The sequence below is a fragment of the Sinorhizobium alkalisoli genome (genome assembly GCF_008932245.1).
Taxonomy (GTDB): Bacteria; Pseudomonadota; Alphaproteobacteria; order Rhizobiales; family Rhizobiaceae; genus Sinorhizobium; species Sinorhizobium alkalisoli.
In genome coordinates, this window is record NZ_CP034909.1 from 345,384 (window position 1) to 358,523 (window position 13,140).

Genomic DNA, 13,140 nt, shown 5'->3' on the forward strand with positions numbered 1-13,140 from the left:
CTAGATCTGTGCCCAGCCGACAGCCGGTACGCCTTTCGAGGCGCAGGGAGGATCTCAAGGAATGCGCAAACACACGATCGAATTCGCCGGCGAGGCTGTCGCCGCGTTGGTGCCGGCGAGCGACCAGTTTCGTTTTATCGCCGTCAAGTACAGCGTCTGGCCACTGGACGGTAAAACCTTTGCGAAGCCGGAGGACGCGGTGCGCGCGATTGCGATGCTGCACGGTCATCGCCATAGGCAGCCGATCGTCAATGCGGGCGCACGGCCCATCGGCGCGCGAGTCCCGGCAAATTCTGCTGTCGTCCTTGGGACAAGTGAACTCGCCCGACATCCAAGAGCCTGACGCCCAAGAGACGGGCTCATTTTCTCTCGTCGTCGCTCGCCGGGGTCTCCGCGTCCCCCCGTTGCCCGTCCGCGGTTCCGGCGAACTCGTCCGGCGACTTCCAGTCCAGGGCGACCTCGAGCCGGCCGAGAACCAGGAGCACGACCAGGCTCGCAAAGGCGGCGAAGGCCGCGATCCACCAGAAGCCGAAGCCGATCGCCAGTCCCACGGCGCCGGCAAGCCACATGCCGGCACCGGTGGTCAGGCCCCTGACTTCGCCCCTGGAAAAAACGATCATGCCGGCGGCGAGAAATGCGACGCCCGCCGTCACAGCCTCGAGGACTCGGATCGGATCGATGCGGACCTCGGGCCCGGAGAGGCTCGCCATGTGGACGCTCTCGATCGCCAGGATCGCGAACACAGCGGATGCCAGGCTTACGAGAATGTGTGTCCTCAGACCGGCCGGGCGCTGCCGCCTTTCCCGTTCGACGCCGATCAGCGCTCCGAGCAGGATAGCGCCGCTGAGGCGCGCGAGGACGACCTGATAGGGCGTATGGGTCGCGGAAAAGATATCGGCGACGATCTCGTTCATCGAACCGCGCCACCCTCGCCCGGGGCGGCGGCGCACTTCCGCCGCTTCTGCGACCGGAGAAGCGCGAGACACCGTCCCGCGGACGCGAAGCCCAGCTGCATCATTGGGCCGTCGGTGCCGTTTCCGGCGACTCCGGTGCCGCTTCATCGCCCGGAGGGGTAAGGGTGGCCGGCTGCGCCGGCTCGACGGTCGTGGATGAGGTGGTTTCCGGAACGTCCTCGACGCCTCTCGTCAGTTCCGCGGGTAGCCAGGCAAAGAGCGCAATCACGATTCCGACGAGCAGCGCGGACAAGAGCAGCCAGGTGCCGCGAGTGATGCCCGTTTCGCGTTCGGCGAGCGGTTGTGAAGGCTGGATCTCCCGCTCTTCCGGCGATCTGGCTCTTGATTGTTCCTCTCGGGTCATGGCACTCATCCTTTCTACCGATGCCCTGTCGGCGGCAGTATTGGCAGCCATTTCAGCGTTGGCTGACGCAGGGCACTCGACCATCAGGTACTATTGCGGCCGCCAAGGACGGGCGGCCGAATGGTAAACGTTTCAGCTATTGCAGGGTTCCGACTTGCGTCGCCTGCAACAGGCGGTTGCCGATCGAAGGTGCTCTACAGTCAGGCGGTTCCGCTGCGAAAACCGCTTTCAAATGCAAGGGGAGACGGAGAATGACGATGGCTTATGAAACCGGCGTCTTTGTCGGCCGCGTCTGGCGCCCGGATGTCGGCCCAAGCCTTGTGGTCGTCCGCAACGGCGTGTTGATCGACATCACTTCCAGTGCCGTGCCGACGATGCGCGACCTTCTCGATCTCGACGATCCCGTGGCGCACGTCCGTTCGGCGCCGGGCGAAGCCCTCGCTTCCCTTGCCGATGCCATGGCCGGGGCGGAGCGGGGGGCGGGCGAGATCCACCTGCTTGCCCCATCGGACCTGCAGGCCATCAAGGCCTGCGGTGTCACCTTCGCCCGCTCGATGATCGAGCGCGTCATCGAGGAACGTGCCGCTGGCGACGCGGGGCGCGCCGAGGCGATCCGCCAGCGGATGGCGGCGATCATCGGCGACAGCCTCCGCAACCTCAAGGCCGGCTCTGCCGAAGCCGCGGGCGTCAAGCAGGCGCTGATCGAGGAGGGCGTCTGGTCGCAATATCTGGAAGTCGGCATCGGCCCGGACGCGGAGGTCTTCACCAAGGCGCAGCCGCTCTCGGCAGTCGGCTACGGGGCTGCCGTCGGGCTCCATCCGATCTCGCGCTGGAACAATCCGGAGCCGGAGGTCGTGCTCGCGGTCTCCGCCGACGGCCGCGTCAAGGGCGCGACGCTAGGAAACGACGTGAACCTGCGCGACGTCGAGGGCCGCTCGGCCCTGCTCCTCGGAAAGGCGAAGGACAACAATGCCTCCTGCGCCATCGGTCCCTTCATCCGCCTCTTCGACGAGACCTATTCGATCGACGACGTGCGCAAGGCCGATCTCGACCTCCTGATCGAAGGCCCGGATGGCTTCCGGCTCGAGGGCACGAGCACCATGCGCGAGATCAGCCGCGATCCGCTCGATCTCGTCGCCCAGACGATTGGCCCGCATCACCAGTATCCGGACGGGCTGATGCTCTTCATGGGAACGCTCTTCGCCCCGGTCGAGGACCGCGGCGAGCCCGGCCAGGGCTTCACCCATCAGATCGGCGACGTGGTGACGATCTCGAGCCCGGCGCTCGGCAGCCTCGTCAACAGCGTGCGGCTGTCGACCGACTGCCCGCCCTGGACCTTCGGCATGGCGGCGCTGATGCGCAATCTTGCAAAGCGGGGACTGCTGTAGCTGCGTATGAGGCGCGGCGGATTGCCTCCGGGGGCAGTCCGTCGCAATCTCGGGTGCAGTGAAATCGGGGCCGATCGATAGATGAAATTGCTTGTCGCCTGCGCCATGTCCGGCGCGCTTCTCCTCTCACAAGCGGGACCTTTGTTCGCGGAGCCGCTCCGCACCGTTGGCGAGGTCAGCGATGCCCTCGGCAGATGCTGGACCCCGCCCGCTGGCATCAAGGACTCCTTCGTCACCCTCAAATTCGCCTTCCGCGCCGATGGCAGCCTCATGGGCCCGCCCCAGCCGACCGCGGTCCGCGTGACCGGCGACGAGGCGCAACGCAAGACCTTCGTCGCGGCCGCGACCGCGGCCTTGGAGGGTTGCATGCCGCTCGAGTTCTCGCAGGAAGTGGCCGACGAGATCGCGGGGGTGGTGTTTACGCTGCGGTTCAATTCGGCGGAGTGAGGGGCGGCGCCAGCGCGCCAATTTGCGCGGCCTCGGTTCTCGGTTCACAGCAGCAGGTCGGGAATAAATCATCCATCTGAAGCGTCAGTGGTAGTAATCGCCCTCGCCGCAGAGCGCCGCTGCCACGTGGCATGGGAACCGGAGGAGGAATCTCACATGCGCATTGCCCTGACAGTTGCCATCTTTGCCCTTGCCTTGCCCGCCTATGCTGCCGGTCACGCCGTCCAAATCAAGGGCATGAAATTCAATCCGGCCAAGCTGAATGTCGCCGCCGGCGACACGATCACCTTCACCAACGGCGATTCCAGACGCCATACCGCCACGGCGCTGGACGGCTCCTTCGACACCGGGCGGCTTGCCAGCGGCAAGAATGCCACCGTGCGGATCGTCACCGCTGGTAGGCATGACTTCAAATGTGTGATTCACCCGTCGATGAAAGGCACCGTCACTGCGAAATAGTGGACGGGCGGCTATACGGCATTGATGTCGCCGCGTGCCCACACACGCAAATCGCGCTGTTGGCGCCCCTGGGCGGCGGCCGGGTATCAGCGCCGGAGATGCGAAACCCCACAGCTCGGCGAGGAGGTCGAGGGGCTCCGTAACAGTCGCCGGCTCCGAGCTTTCCCTTTGCGGCCAGAACCAGTCATGTCTGCTCTACAGCTAAGTGTGGACGCGGGTCTCGCTGGCGCGGTAGGTGTCACCGCATTTGCGCTCGAGATAGCTTCTTCGCGGGTGAGCACTCCGCAACAAATGATGAAGAAGAACGGTAGGAACGCACGGGGGCTGATCGAGCCGTGAGTGAGCCCGGCAACGTCAAGCGTCAAATGGTGGGAGGCATCAACCTAAATCACAGTCCAAACGAGTCCGGCGACGGCGCAGGCAAGCAACGTCGCGATGATAGAAGCTCGGAAGCGGAAGATCGCGACCGCGGCCGCCGCCGTCAGCACGAGTGATGGCAACACCAGTGAGGATGGATCGGGGACGTCGAGCGCAAGCCATCCGAGCCTCCAAGCCACCACCTCTGCAAACAGCGTGTGCAGGCCGAACCAGACGGCAAGATTGAGGATTACGCCGACGACAGCAGCGGTAATTGCCGACATTGCGCCGGTCAGCGCCACGTTGTTGCGAAGGCGCTCAATGAAGGGCGCTCCGAGGAAAATCCAAAGGAAGCAGGGAACGAAGGTCACCCAGGTCGTCAGGATCGCCGCAAGCGTCGCCCCCGTCATCGGGTTCAGCGAGCCCGGATCACGGTAGGCTCCCATGAAACCGACGAACTGGACCACCATGATCAACGGGCCAGGCGTCGTCTCGGCCATGCCGAGACCGTCGAGCATCTCGCCGGGCTCCAGCCAGCCGTAATGCTGAACCGCCTCCTGGGCGACATAGGCGAGCACGGCATAAGCTCCGCCAAAGGTGACGACGGCCATCTGGCTGAAGAACAGCCCGATCTTCGTGAAGACATCGTCCACGCCGAGGAAGGCTGTAAGCAGCATCAAGGGAACGAGCCAGAGTGCGAAGAACACCGCCGAAACGCGAAGGGACCAGGAAAGGTTCGGACGGGCATGGGCCGGAATTTCCTCTCCGAGCAGCGAATCTTCGTCCTTCAGGACCGGACTGGACCCTGCCTTGTGGCCGCCGCCAATCCGGAAGAGCGGCGAACCAGACCGGCCGCCGACATAGCCGAATACACCCGCGGCCAAGATGATCAGCGGGAAGGGGACGCGGAAGAAGAAAATGGCGACGAAGGCGGCCGCCGCGATGCCGATCATCAGCCGGTTCTTGAGCGCCCTGCCACCGATCCGGAAGACGGCATGAACGACGACGGCGAGCACCGCCGCCTTCAGGCCGAAGAACAGCCCTTCGACGACGGTGACATTGCCGAAGGCGGCGTAGATGTAGCTCAGGCCGAGAATGGCGAGGAACCCCGGTAGCACGAACAGCGTGCCGGCGACGAGGCCGCCGGCGGTGCGGTGCAGGAGCCAGCCGATATAGACGGCAAGCTGCTGCGCCTCGGGTCCCGGTAGCAGCATGCAGTAGTTCAAGGCATGCAGAAAACGGTGCTCGCCGATCCAGCGCTTTTCGTCGACAAGGATGCGGTGCATCACCGCAATTTGGCCGGCCGGTCCGCCGAAACTCAAGGCCGCAATTCTTGCCCAGACCCGTACGGCCTCGCCGAAGGAAATCCCGTGAGCGTATTCCTGCCGCGCCGTGCCCGGCGCGGCCCTGTTTGCAGTCTCGGTCATTCACGAATCCTTTTTCGGCGATGGCCAGTTATGCGTCTCGTTGGTAGCGTCCCGGCACCAGCGGTAAAAGGCGTCATAGAGCAGCATCCCGGCCTCCAGTTGCTCAAGATCGTCGGCATACATACGCGACAGGCCGAGTGATGCCGCCAAAAGACCGGGCGCTTCTGGGGCGAGATCGAGGCGGGCGGTGTCCGCGCCGCGCACGATCGTGGCGAGCCGCTGCAGCGGTTCGGTCGAAAGACCGAATTCCTCGACCATGACGTCGAAGGTGCAAAGCTCGCCCTCGTGGCTCCAGCGGATCGGGGCATCTATGTCAAAGGGCGTCGCGCCGAAGCGCTCGCCCACCACCTCGACCTCCGACGGCGACACGTACAGGAACACTGCCTGCGGATCGACGAAGCGGCGAATGAGCCATGGACAGGCGATGCGGTCGATCTTCGGTCGCGCCCTTGTCACCCATACCGTGTGTCCGCTCGCATCCCGCTTCGGTATTGCAGAAGCGGGTACGGCTGGATAGCCCCCCTCAGCCCAGCCTTCGAAGCCGCCTTCGAGCACGTCGGCGGCAATGCCATAGTGGCGAAGCCAGGCGGCGACACCGTAGCTGAGCTTCTTGCCGCGATGGCAGATGACCACCGCTGCGTCGCGATCGAGCTCCGCAACCCACTCCTGTACGTTGCGATAATCGCGCCGCATCGAGCCTGGCACCAAACGCGGATCGGCGTCGAAATCCTCGTCGATCCGGACATCGATAAGTGCGGGGCACTTGGGTGTGCCGACAAGGCGGACAAGTTTCTCGGGGGAAATTTCAAGAAGTGACGACATGACGCGTCCTCCCGTGTGAGCGGTTGATTGGACGCGATACTTCGGCTGTCGCCTCGTGGGGTGATCGCAACCCCATGCGCCGTGTTTTCCGCTCTTTGGCCGGCGCTGTCAAGCCGCTCGGCTCGAAGGAAACGCAGAGACCTGATCACCGTGGAAGACGTCGATAATCCGCCTAGAGCGGCGACTTGGTTGGCCCGGAAGGTTGAAGCAGGAGGGCCATTGGCAACCAAGACTCTATTTCGGCATCATATCTCAATTCGACTTTTCGTAAGCCGCTAGAGCCATAAGGCCGAAGCGAGCGACCAACGATCGAGAGACCAGATCGGTGCTGCGGATTCATCCGGCGATGTTCCTTTTCGCGGCGCGCGCCCTGCGCGACATCGGCGACGGCTTCGTCGCCGTGCTGCTGCCGATCTACCTACTCACCCTCGGATTTACTCCGCTCGAAGTCGGTGTCATCGCCACCGCGTCGCTCCTCGGTTCCGCGCTGCTGACGATATGTGTCGGCTTCCTCGGAGCCCGGCACGATCACCGCCAGCTTCTGCTGGCTGGCGCGAGCTTGATGATCGCGACGGGTGTGGCCTTTGCCATTGTCCACGACTACGCGCTGCTTCTGGTCATAGCGTTTGCCGGCACGATCAATCCGTCGGCCGGCAGCGTCAGCGTGTTCGTGCCATTGGAGCACGCCGTGCTCACGCGCGAAATGACGGAGCGTGAGCGAACCAGCATGTTCGCGCGCTACAGCCTCGTCGGCGCGTTCGCCGGAGCCATAGGTGGACTCGCTGCAGCGGTGCCCGACCTTCTCGGCCCCTTTGGTCTCGAACGGCTTGGCGGCATCAGGGCCATGTTCATCCTTTACGCGTTTCTGGGCCTGCTCGGCGGCTTGCTCTACGCGCGGATCCCACGCCGCCCGGCTCCAGACGCGAGGGCCACAGCCGCGCTCGGCCCGTCGCGCCACATCGTTTTCAAGCTGGCGGCCCTATTCAGTCTCGACGCCTTCGCCGGCGGCTTCGTCGTCCAATCCCTGCTGGCTCTCTGGCTATTTGAGCGATTCGGCCTGTCGCTTTCAGAGGCCGGTGTTTTCTTCTTCTGGTCAGGCTTGCTCTCGGCTCTCTCGTTTCCTGTGGCCGCATGGATGTCGAGACGCATTGGCCTGATCAACACGATGGTGTTCACGCACGTTCCCTCCAGCATCGCTTTGATACTTGCGGCCATTTCGCCCACACTCCCCCTCGCACTGGCCTTTCTGCTTGTCCGGGCGGCACTGTCACAGATGGACGTACCGACGCGCTCATCTTACGTGATGGCCGTCGTCACAGAGGCGGAGCGGGCCGCCGCCGCAAGCTTCACCTCGGTGCCGCGCAGTCTTGCCGCCGCGGCCAGCCCCGCCCTGGCGGGCGCTCTGTTCGCCGCCTCGTCCCGAGCATGGCCGTTGCTCATCTGCGGTGCATTGAAGATCGTCTACGATCTGCTGTTGCTGATGCAGTTCCGGCGGCTGAAGCCGCCGGAGGAATCCTGACGCAATCGGCGGCGAAACCTCGTCAGCGAACGAGGATCTCCCGCATTGCGACGATCACCAGGATCAGCCCTGTGAGGGCCTCGACAGCCTTCGAGATCTTGGCCAGTAGGGTGTGCCGGGTCGCCAGCAGTTTCTCCACCCGCGTACGGAAGAAGACAGTCGCGAGTGCCACCGTGGAGAGGGTGAGGGCCACGCCCGTCATCATGACGAGTGCAAACATGATCCCGGCCACGGGCACGCCGCGCGACATGGCGAAAGTCATGACGAACAGCGTCAAGGGGCAGGGGATCAGCCCGGCCATGAATCCGACCGCGACACCTTCCCCTTCACCGTGAACATGTGGCGGGCGGAAGAAGGCGCTCCACAGCATCCAGGCTCCGATCATGCCGAGCAGGCCCCGGCTCAGATCTTCGAGCACCGGCGCCGAGCCGGCGCTCCCAAGCATCACCGACACCAGTGGCAGCGAGAACAAGGCTATGGCTACGGCCATCGTCACATGCGTTGCGGAGAGTGCCAGGGAGACCATCAGCGCACGCCGCATGCCCGCCGAAGCGCCGGTCAGGTAGGTGGCAAGCACGGCCTTGCTGTGACCGGGCGTCATCGCATGCACTGCGCCAAAAACAATACCCATGGGCAGGAAGGCGAGGAAGGCCGTCCAGCCGCCGCCGTTTGCGAAGGTTTTGATATGTTCGGCGAAGGCGAGATAGATCTCCCGCTGGATGTCCAAGATCGCTTGCAGCAATGCCTCTATGCCCAGTTCATGGAATTGGCCGCCACCGCCAGATAGCGGCCGATATTGGCGATTGAGACCAGAATCAGGAATCGCGCCAACGGCTCCCTCATGATGCCCGCCGCAATGGTGAGCGGATCGCCGATCACCGGCATCCAGCTCAGGAGCAGCGACCACTGGCCATAGCGTCTATACCACCTTCCGGCGCGATCGAGCGTCCCCCGGCCTACCGGAAACCGGCACCTGTCGCCGAAGTGCTCGACGCCGCGGCCAAGCAGCCAATTGACGGTCGACCCAAGCACATTCCCAGTGCTCGCCACGCCGATCAGTACCGCAAGCGGATAGTCGCCCGTCAGGAGAAGGCCGGCGAGGACCGCTTCCGATTGCATCGGCAGGACCGTGGCGCTGCAAAGGACACGAGAAAGAGGCCAGCGTAAACGGCGAGATCAGTCATTTCATGGTCGAGGAGGTTGCTGATCCGTATTTCATGGCCTCGATGGCCATTCGGGATGGCGGCTGTCGATGACATAGGCGTGACTATGGCGATGGCCGTTGCCGACACGTTCGGCCCCGATCAGGTGCGGATGCCCATCGGCCAGTGTCACGTGGACGTGCTCAACCTCGTCTGGATCATGCGCCGGCCAGAGCCGCATCGCAATGAAAACCGCGGCCACGGCTATTGCTCCGAGCGCTGCAAAAGTCGCCGGCAAGCCGATCGTAGCGCCGAGCCATCCCGCCAGCGGATAGGTGATCAGCCAGCAGGCATGCGACAACGCGAACTGTGCGGCAAAGAGCGCAGGCCTGTCCTCCGGATGCGACGACCGACGCAGGAGCCGGGCGGTAGGCGTCTGCGCCAGCGAATAGCCGAAGCCGATCGTTAGCCACAGCGGCAGCAGCAGCGCAAAGCTCGGCACGAAGACGCCGATGAACAGCCCGGCGACGAGAACGACCGCCCCCGCCAGCATGGCGGTACGATCAGCCGTCTTATCGAGAAGACGCGGCAGCAGAAGTGCGGCGATCATCGAGCCACCGCCAAAGGCCGCAAGCGCAAGGGCGGTCTCACGCTGAGTAAGGCCGAATTGCGCCTGGACCAGCACCACGGTGTTGACGATGACCATCGATCCGGCCGCTGCGACCGCGAGGTTGAGCGCGAAGAGGCCGCGCAGCCGCGGCGTGGCGAGATAGATGCGCAGGCCACGCGTCGTCCGCTCGTAGATGCCGCGGTGTTCTGCCGCCTTCGGACTCGGCAGAACGACCGAAACGACCAAGGCCGCCGAGGCGAGGAAGCCGACGACCGTTCCGGCAAACAGGCTGTGGAAGCTGACGACCGTCAGAAGGGCAGCCGCCAGCATGGGGCTCGCAACGCTTTCGAGATCATAGGCGAGGCGCGAGAGCGACAGGGCGCGGGTATATTCCTCCTTGTCGGGCAGGACATCTGGAATCGTCGCCTGGAAGGTCGGCGTAAAGCCGGCGGACGCGGATTGCAGAATGAAGATCAGGACATAGACCTGCCAGACCTCGCTCACGAAGGGCAGCGACAGCGCGACCGCAGCGCGCACAAGGTCGAGGTAGACGAGCATCGCACGCCGGGGCAGCCGTTCGGCGAAGGCGGCCGCGACAGGGGCAACGCCGACATAGGCGATCATTTTGATGGCGAGCGCCGTGCCGAGCACCGCTCCGGCATCGGGTCCAGCAAGATCATAGGCGAGAAGCCCGAGCGCGACGGTGGCGAGACCGGTTCCGACGAGCGCGATCACCTGCGCCAGGAACAGGTGGCGGTACGTGCGATTGCGCAGGACGCCAAGCACGAGACGCCCCTTAGAGATACTTGGTGATCGACTTGAACTCGTCGATCGACTGGCGCTGGTCGCGCGGAAGCGCGCCCAGCGTCTCTTCGAGGCAGTGGTCGAGATGGTCCTGGATCAATGTCCGTTTCGCCTGCGCAATCGCCTTCTCCACTGCATGGAGCTGCTGGGCGATGTCGGGGCAGGGCCTGCCCGACTCGATCATGGCGATGACGCTTTTCAGGTGTCCCTCGGCCCGCTTCAGCCGCTTGACGATCTCCGGATGCCTTTCATGTCTGTGTTCCGTCATGCTTTCTCCTATCCTCCTGGAGGGGATATTTCAAGTCGAACAGCTCGTTTCGATTGACCTCGTGGCGCACGGCCATGATGAGTGCCCTGTCTTTCCCCGAGGGCTTGTCCATCGCGCTCGATCGGCGTGGGCATCACCTTTGGGCTACAGTTCTGGGCATCAGGTCGCCAATGACGCCAAAACGATATCCGGCACGATGGAAAATCAAGAAATTAAAGGCCTTTAGGGAGAATTGGCTGGGGAACCTGGATTCGAACCAGGACTAACGGAGTCAGAGACTTTTATCACCCCGTGTTTTTATTATATTTTCGCGCTTTTTGTGCCATCGGTGTGCCATTGATTCCCAACAGGAGGTTGCGCTCGGCGTCCGCAAGCATATCGGCATCGTCCGTGCTCGGGAAAAGGTGAGAATAAGTGTCCATCGTCACTTGGATCGACGAATGGCCCATGCGTTCCTGCACCATCTTGCCGGGAAGCTCTAACCCGCCATCCACGCGCCTGTTGATGCACCACGAGGCGAACCAGTGTCGCAAGGCATGCATCCCCGTGTACTTCGCGCCCACGACCGGGTTGCCCTCTTCATCTATCTCGCCGGTCGGCTTCACGACGCCGGCAGCGATTTGAACGGGGTGCAGCCCGCGCTTGATGATATTCGGGTGCCATTCGACGTTGCCCTCGCCGTTGGGGAAGACGAGGTTTAGATCCCCCTTAGGGCAGGTGAGTTTCCATTCCTTGAGCGTGTTGACGACAATCGGGGGCAGCGGAATCGTTCGTTGCCCGGCGTCTGACTTCGGCATGCCGATGACATGATATTTGTCGGCGCGTTGCCGCACGTGAACCTGTGCCTTTTCGAGATCGACATTATCCCAAGGTAAACCGCGAAGCTCTGAGGCGCGCAAGCCAGTAAAGATCGCCGTCAATAGCAACGGACGATAACGACCCTCAGCATGCTGGATAATGTTGCGTATCTCCTCAGTGGTCGGGATATCGGCGCCGACGCGCAACCGGGCCTTCTGTCGGCGTTCTCTCGTGACGGCGCCCTTCTTCCGGCGGCTCATCTCATGGACGGCATTGCGCATTACAAGCCCACGCTCCTGTGCGTCAGCAAGGATGCTGCCGAGGCTGACGGTGACGCGCTTGACCATTGCCACTGACCGGCCGTTTTCCCGCAACTGATCCTGAAACTGCCGGATGGTCGGCACGTTGATCTTCGAGAGCTTCAGGGTGCCCAAGAAGGGCGCGATGTGCAGATTGAGGTGTTGGCGATATTGATCGAGGGTCGAGCGCTCAAGCCCGGCCGCCTCGCCGCTGGTGATCCATTGCTGAGCGGCCTCCTTCACGGTGACGGTATCGGTGTCGGCGATATATGTACCTGCCCTTATCTCCACCTTGGCCTTCTCAACATAGGCGTCGGCATCCTTTTTTTTATCGAAGCTCTTCCGATGCCGACGGCCCTTGGCGTCCGTGTAATCGGCCAGCCACGCCTCTTTCTCGGTCCCATCCGGGCCTTTCCATTTTCGCTTGCGTACCGCCATATCACACCCCCTTGTTTTTAAGCATTTCGAGAAGTTGCTCATTGGTAGCCCGCTCCCTATCGAGCGCCGTCTTCAGCATTTCGATCATCTGTTCGTGGCCTTTCGCCAGTTCCTGCTGGTGGAGAATTCGCTCCTTGGCGAGCCGGAAGTCTTCGAGAAACCCCGAAACATTTTCCGAGTTTTCCAGCCGCGCCACTATTTCGGCATTCAGGGAGCGCCCGACTTTCGCGGCCTCGTCCACCAGGTGATCGCGTATGGTGGCCGGCATTCGCAGCGTCAGCCTGACCTCCTCTGATCCATCGTTCATTTTCTTGTCTCCGAAAAAAACTTACACCACATTGACATCACATTGACACTATAACTGACATGACACTACCATGGTGTCATTCTAGTTATAGGAGGCTGATTCAAATGGCAACGGATGACATGGCTGTACCCGCAAACTTTGAGCTTGTTTGGGGCGTGCATGAAATTGCAAAGCTGATCGGCCGTACACCGCGGCAGACCTTTCATATGCTGTCGAAAGGTGAACTGCCCGCACGGAAAGTGGGTGGGCGCTGGGTCGCAGAGCGCGGCAAGCTGATCGCCTTTTTTATGGAAGCCGCATGACCGCCGCGACTCGCACGGCGGCTACATGGGTGGGTCAGCGTCTTCGGGCACGTTCGAAAAAATGCTTCAACCCAGCAGCTTCGTGCAATTCGCGGCGTCACCACGAGGTGAATGCGATGAATCAACAGCGCACTATTTTGAAAGTCGCCGCCCTTCAGGCGCAAGGTTCGGATGATCTTCGCGACGGAGACGACACCGCGCCGCTCAAGGCGCGGATCGCTGAACTTGAGGCCGAAGTCAGTGACCTCGAAGATGAGGTTGCTGATCTTGAGATAGAGCTAGAGGCTGCGCCCGACCCCGACTTGCTCGCAGATATTCGCCGGGACCTGGAACAAGGCGATGTCGAGTACGCGCTAATCAGGATCGGCAGGGCGATTGGATGGTGATGACATGCCTAACGTCACTCGCCTCAACCGACAAACCAGCATTCCCATGC

General features: G+C 62.7%; 15 protein-coding genes, 1 tRNA gene and 2 pseudogenes. 7 read left to right on the plus strand and 11 right to left on the minus strand.

What is annotated here, in order from left to right:
* Window positions 1-61: 61 nt before the first annotated feature.
* Window positions 62-343 (plus strand): hypothetical protein, encoded by a 282-nt coding sequence (locus EKH55_RS01615; protein WP_069459424.1) that lies wholly within the window; start codon window positions 62-64, stop codon window positions 341-343.
* Between the two features lie 16 nt (window positions 344-359).
* Here EKH55_RS01615 and EKH55_RS01620 read toward each other — a convergent pair whose 3' ends face one another.
* Window positions 360-914: an MgtC/SapB family protein gene (locus EKH55_RS01620; protein WP_069459423.1), complete on the minus strand. Its 555-nt coding sequence runs from the start codon at window positions 912-914 to the stop codon at window positions 360-362.
* Between the two features lie 100 nt (window positions 915-1,014).
* Window positions 1,015-1,317 carry a hypothetical protein gene (locus EKH55_RS01625; RefSeq protein WP_151610856.1) on the minus strand — a complete coding sequence of 101 codons (303 nt, stop codon included), beginning with the start codon at window positions 1,315-1,317 and terminating at the stop codon, window positions 1,015-1,017.
* A 251-nt stretch (window positions 1,318-1,568) separates the two neighbouring features.
* On the opposite strand from EKH55_RS01625, the gene EKH55_RS01630 reads away from it, so the two are divergent.
* From EKH55_RS01630 to EKH55_RS01640, 3 genes are all read left to right on the plus strand, one after another.
* Entirely contained in the window at window positions 1,569-2,705 is a 1,137-nt protein-coding gene (locus tag EKH55_RS01630; protein WP_069459421.1) for a fumarylacetoacetate hydrolase family protein, read from the plus strand.
* An 81-nt stretch (window positions 2,706-2,786) separates the two neighbouring features.
* Window positions 2,787-3,152: a hypothetical protein gene (locus EKH55_RS01635; protein WP_069459420.1), complete on the plus strand. Its 366-nt coding sequence runs from the start codon at window positions 2,787-2,789 to the stop codon at window positions 3,150-3,152.
* A gap of 156 nt (window positions 3,153-3,308) precedes the next feature.
* Complete coding sequence (locus tag EKH55_RS01640; protein WP_151610857.1) at window positions 3,309-3,611, plus strand: cupredoxin domain-containing protein; 303 nt, start codon at window positions 3,309-3,311, stop codon at window positions 3,609-3,611.
* Between the two features lie 383 nt (window positions 3,612-3,994).
* On the opposite strand, the gene chrA is transcribed toward EKH55_RS01640, so the two are convergent.
* Entirely contained in the window at window positions 3,995-5,395 is a 1,401-nt protein-coding gene (gene chrA, locus EKH55_RS01645; protein WP_151610858.1) for a chromate efflux transporter, read from the minus strand.
* Window positions 5,396-6,217 (minus strand): chromate resistance protein ChrB domain-containing protein, encoded by an 822-nt coding sequence (locus tag EKH55_RS01650; RefSeq protein ID WP_151610859.1) that lies wholly within the window; start codon window positions 6,215-6,217, stop codon window positions 5,396-5,398.
* Window positions 6,218-6,563: 346 nt separating this feature from the next.
* Here EKH55_RS01650 and EKH55_RS01655 point away from each other — a divergent pair, with 346 nt between their 5' ends.
* Complete coding sequence (locus tag EKH55_RS01655) at window positions 6,564-7,736, plus strand: MFS transporter (RefSeq protein WP_192803732.1); 1,173 nt, start codon at window positions 6,564-6,566, stop codon at window positions 7,734-7,736.
* A 22-nt stretch (window positions 7,737-7,758) separates the two neighbouring features.
* On the opposite strand, the gene EKH55_RS01660 is transcribed toward EKH55_RS01655, so the two are convergent.
* From EKH55_RS01660 to EKH55_RS01690, 7 genes and pseudogenes are all read right to left on the minus strand, one after another.
* Window positions 7,759-8,478, minus strand: coding sequence for a nickel/cobalt transporter (locus EKH55_RS01660; RefSeq protein ID WP_069459416.1), 720 nt, complete (start codon window positions 8,476-8,478; stop codon window positions 7,759-7,761).
* Between the two features lie 5 nt (window positions 8,479-8,483).
* Window positions 8,484-8,920: pseudogene (locus tag EKH55_RS01665) on the minus strand (YqaA family protein).
* 31 nt (window positions 8,921-8,951) lie between these two features.
* On the minus strand, window positions 8,952-10,274 hold the full coding sequence (locus EKH55_RS01670) for an MFS transporter (RefSeq protein WP_069459415.1): 1,323 nt from the start codon (window positions 10,272-10,274) through the stop codon (window positions 8,952-8,954).
* A gap of 10 nt (window positions 10,275-10,284) precedes the next feature.
* A complete protein-coding gene (locus EKH55_RS01675) occupies window positions 10,285-10,560 on the minus strand; it encodes a metal-sensing transcriptional repressor (RefSeq protein ID WP_069459414.1) in 276 nt (91 codons plus the stop codon).
* 233 nt (window positions 10,561-10,793) lie between these two features.
* Window positions 10,794-10,907 (minus strand) — tRNA-Ser (locus tag EKH55_RS01680).
* Window positions 10,908-12,095, minus strand: a pseudogene (locus EKH55_RS01685) (tyrosine-type recombinase/integrase); the annotation flags it as partial.
* 1 nt (window position 12,096) lies between these two features.
* Entirely contained in the window at window positions 12,097-12,402 is a 306-nt protein-coding gene (locus tag EKH55_RS01690; RefSeq protein ID WP_151610861.1) for an Arc family DNA-binding protein, read from the minus strand.
* Window positions 12,403-12,506: 104 nt separating this feature from the next.
* Between EKH55_RS01690 and EKH55_RS01695 the strand changes: the two genes are divergently transcribed.
* Complete coding sequence (locus EKH55_RS01695; protein WP_151610862.1) at window positions 12,507-12,704, plus strand: DNA-binding protein; 198 nt, start codon at window positions 12,507-12,509, stop codon at window positions 12,702-12,704.
* A gap of 116 nt (window positions 12,705-12,820) precedes the next feature.
* Complete coding sequence (locus tag EKH55_RS01700; protein ID WP_151610863.1) at window positions 12,821-13,090, plus strand: hypothetical protein; 270 nt, start codon at window positions 12,821-12,823, stop codon at window positions 13,088-13,090.
* Window positions 13,091-13,140 lie beyond the last annotated feature (50 nt).

Bases quoted from the DNA above. Each gene is read 5' to 3' on its own strand.
- EKH55_RS01650 (WP_151610859.1), bottom strand. From the start codon at position 6,217: ATGTCGTCACTTCTTGAAATTTCCCCCGAGAAACTTGTCCGCCTTGTC.
- EKH55_RS01615 (WP_069459424.1), top strand. From the start codon at position 62: ATGCGCAAACACACGATCGAATTCGCCGGCGAGGCTGTCGCCGCGTTG.
- EKH55_RS01695 (WP_151610862.1), top strand. From the start codon at position 12,507: ATGGCAACGGATGACATGGCTGTACCCGCAAACTTTGAGCTTGTTTGG.
- EKH55_RS01655 (WP_192803732.1), top strand. From the start codon at position 6,564: ATGTTCCTTTTCGCGGCGCGCGCCCTGCGCGACATCGGCGACGGCTTC.
- chrA (WP_151610858.1), bottom strand. From the start codon at position 5,395: ATGACCGAGACTGCAAACAGGGCCGCGCCGGGCACGGCGCGGCAGGAA.
- EKH55_RS01635 (WP_069459420.1), top strand. From the start codon at position 2,787: ATGAAATTGCTTGTCGCCTGCGCCATGTCCGGCGCGCTTCTCCTCTCA.
- EKH55_RS01630 (WP_069459421.1), top strand. From the start codon at position 1,569: ATGACGATGGCTTATGAAACCGGCGTCTTTGTCGGCCGCGTCTGGCGC.
- EKH55_RS01675 (WP_069459414.1), bottom strand. From the start codon at position 10,560: ATGACGGAACACAGACATGAAAGGCATCCGGAGATCGTCAAGCGGCTG.
- EKH55_RS01640 (WP_151610857.1), top strand. From the start codon at position 3,309: ATGCGCATTGCCCTGACAGTTGCCATCTTTGCCCTTGCCTTGCCCGCC.
- EKH55_RS01625 (WP_151610856.1), bottom strand. From the start codon at position 1,317: ATGACCCGAGAGGAACAATCAAGAGCCAGATCGCCGGAAGAGCGGGAG.
- EKH55_RS01700 (WP_151610863.1), top strand. From the start codon at position 12,821: ATGAATCAACAGCGCACTATTTTGAAAGTCGCCGCCCTTCAGGCGCAA.
- EKH55_RS01690 (WP_151610861.1), bottom strand. From the start codon at position 12,402: ATGAACGATGGATCAGAGGAGGTCAGGCTGACGCTGCGAATGCCGGCC.
- EKH55_RS01620 (WP_069459423.1), bottom strand. From the start codon at position 914: ATGAACGAGATCGTCGCCGATATCTTTTCCGCGACCCATACGCCCTAT.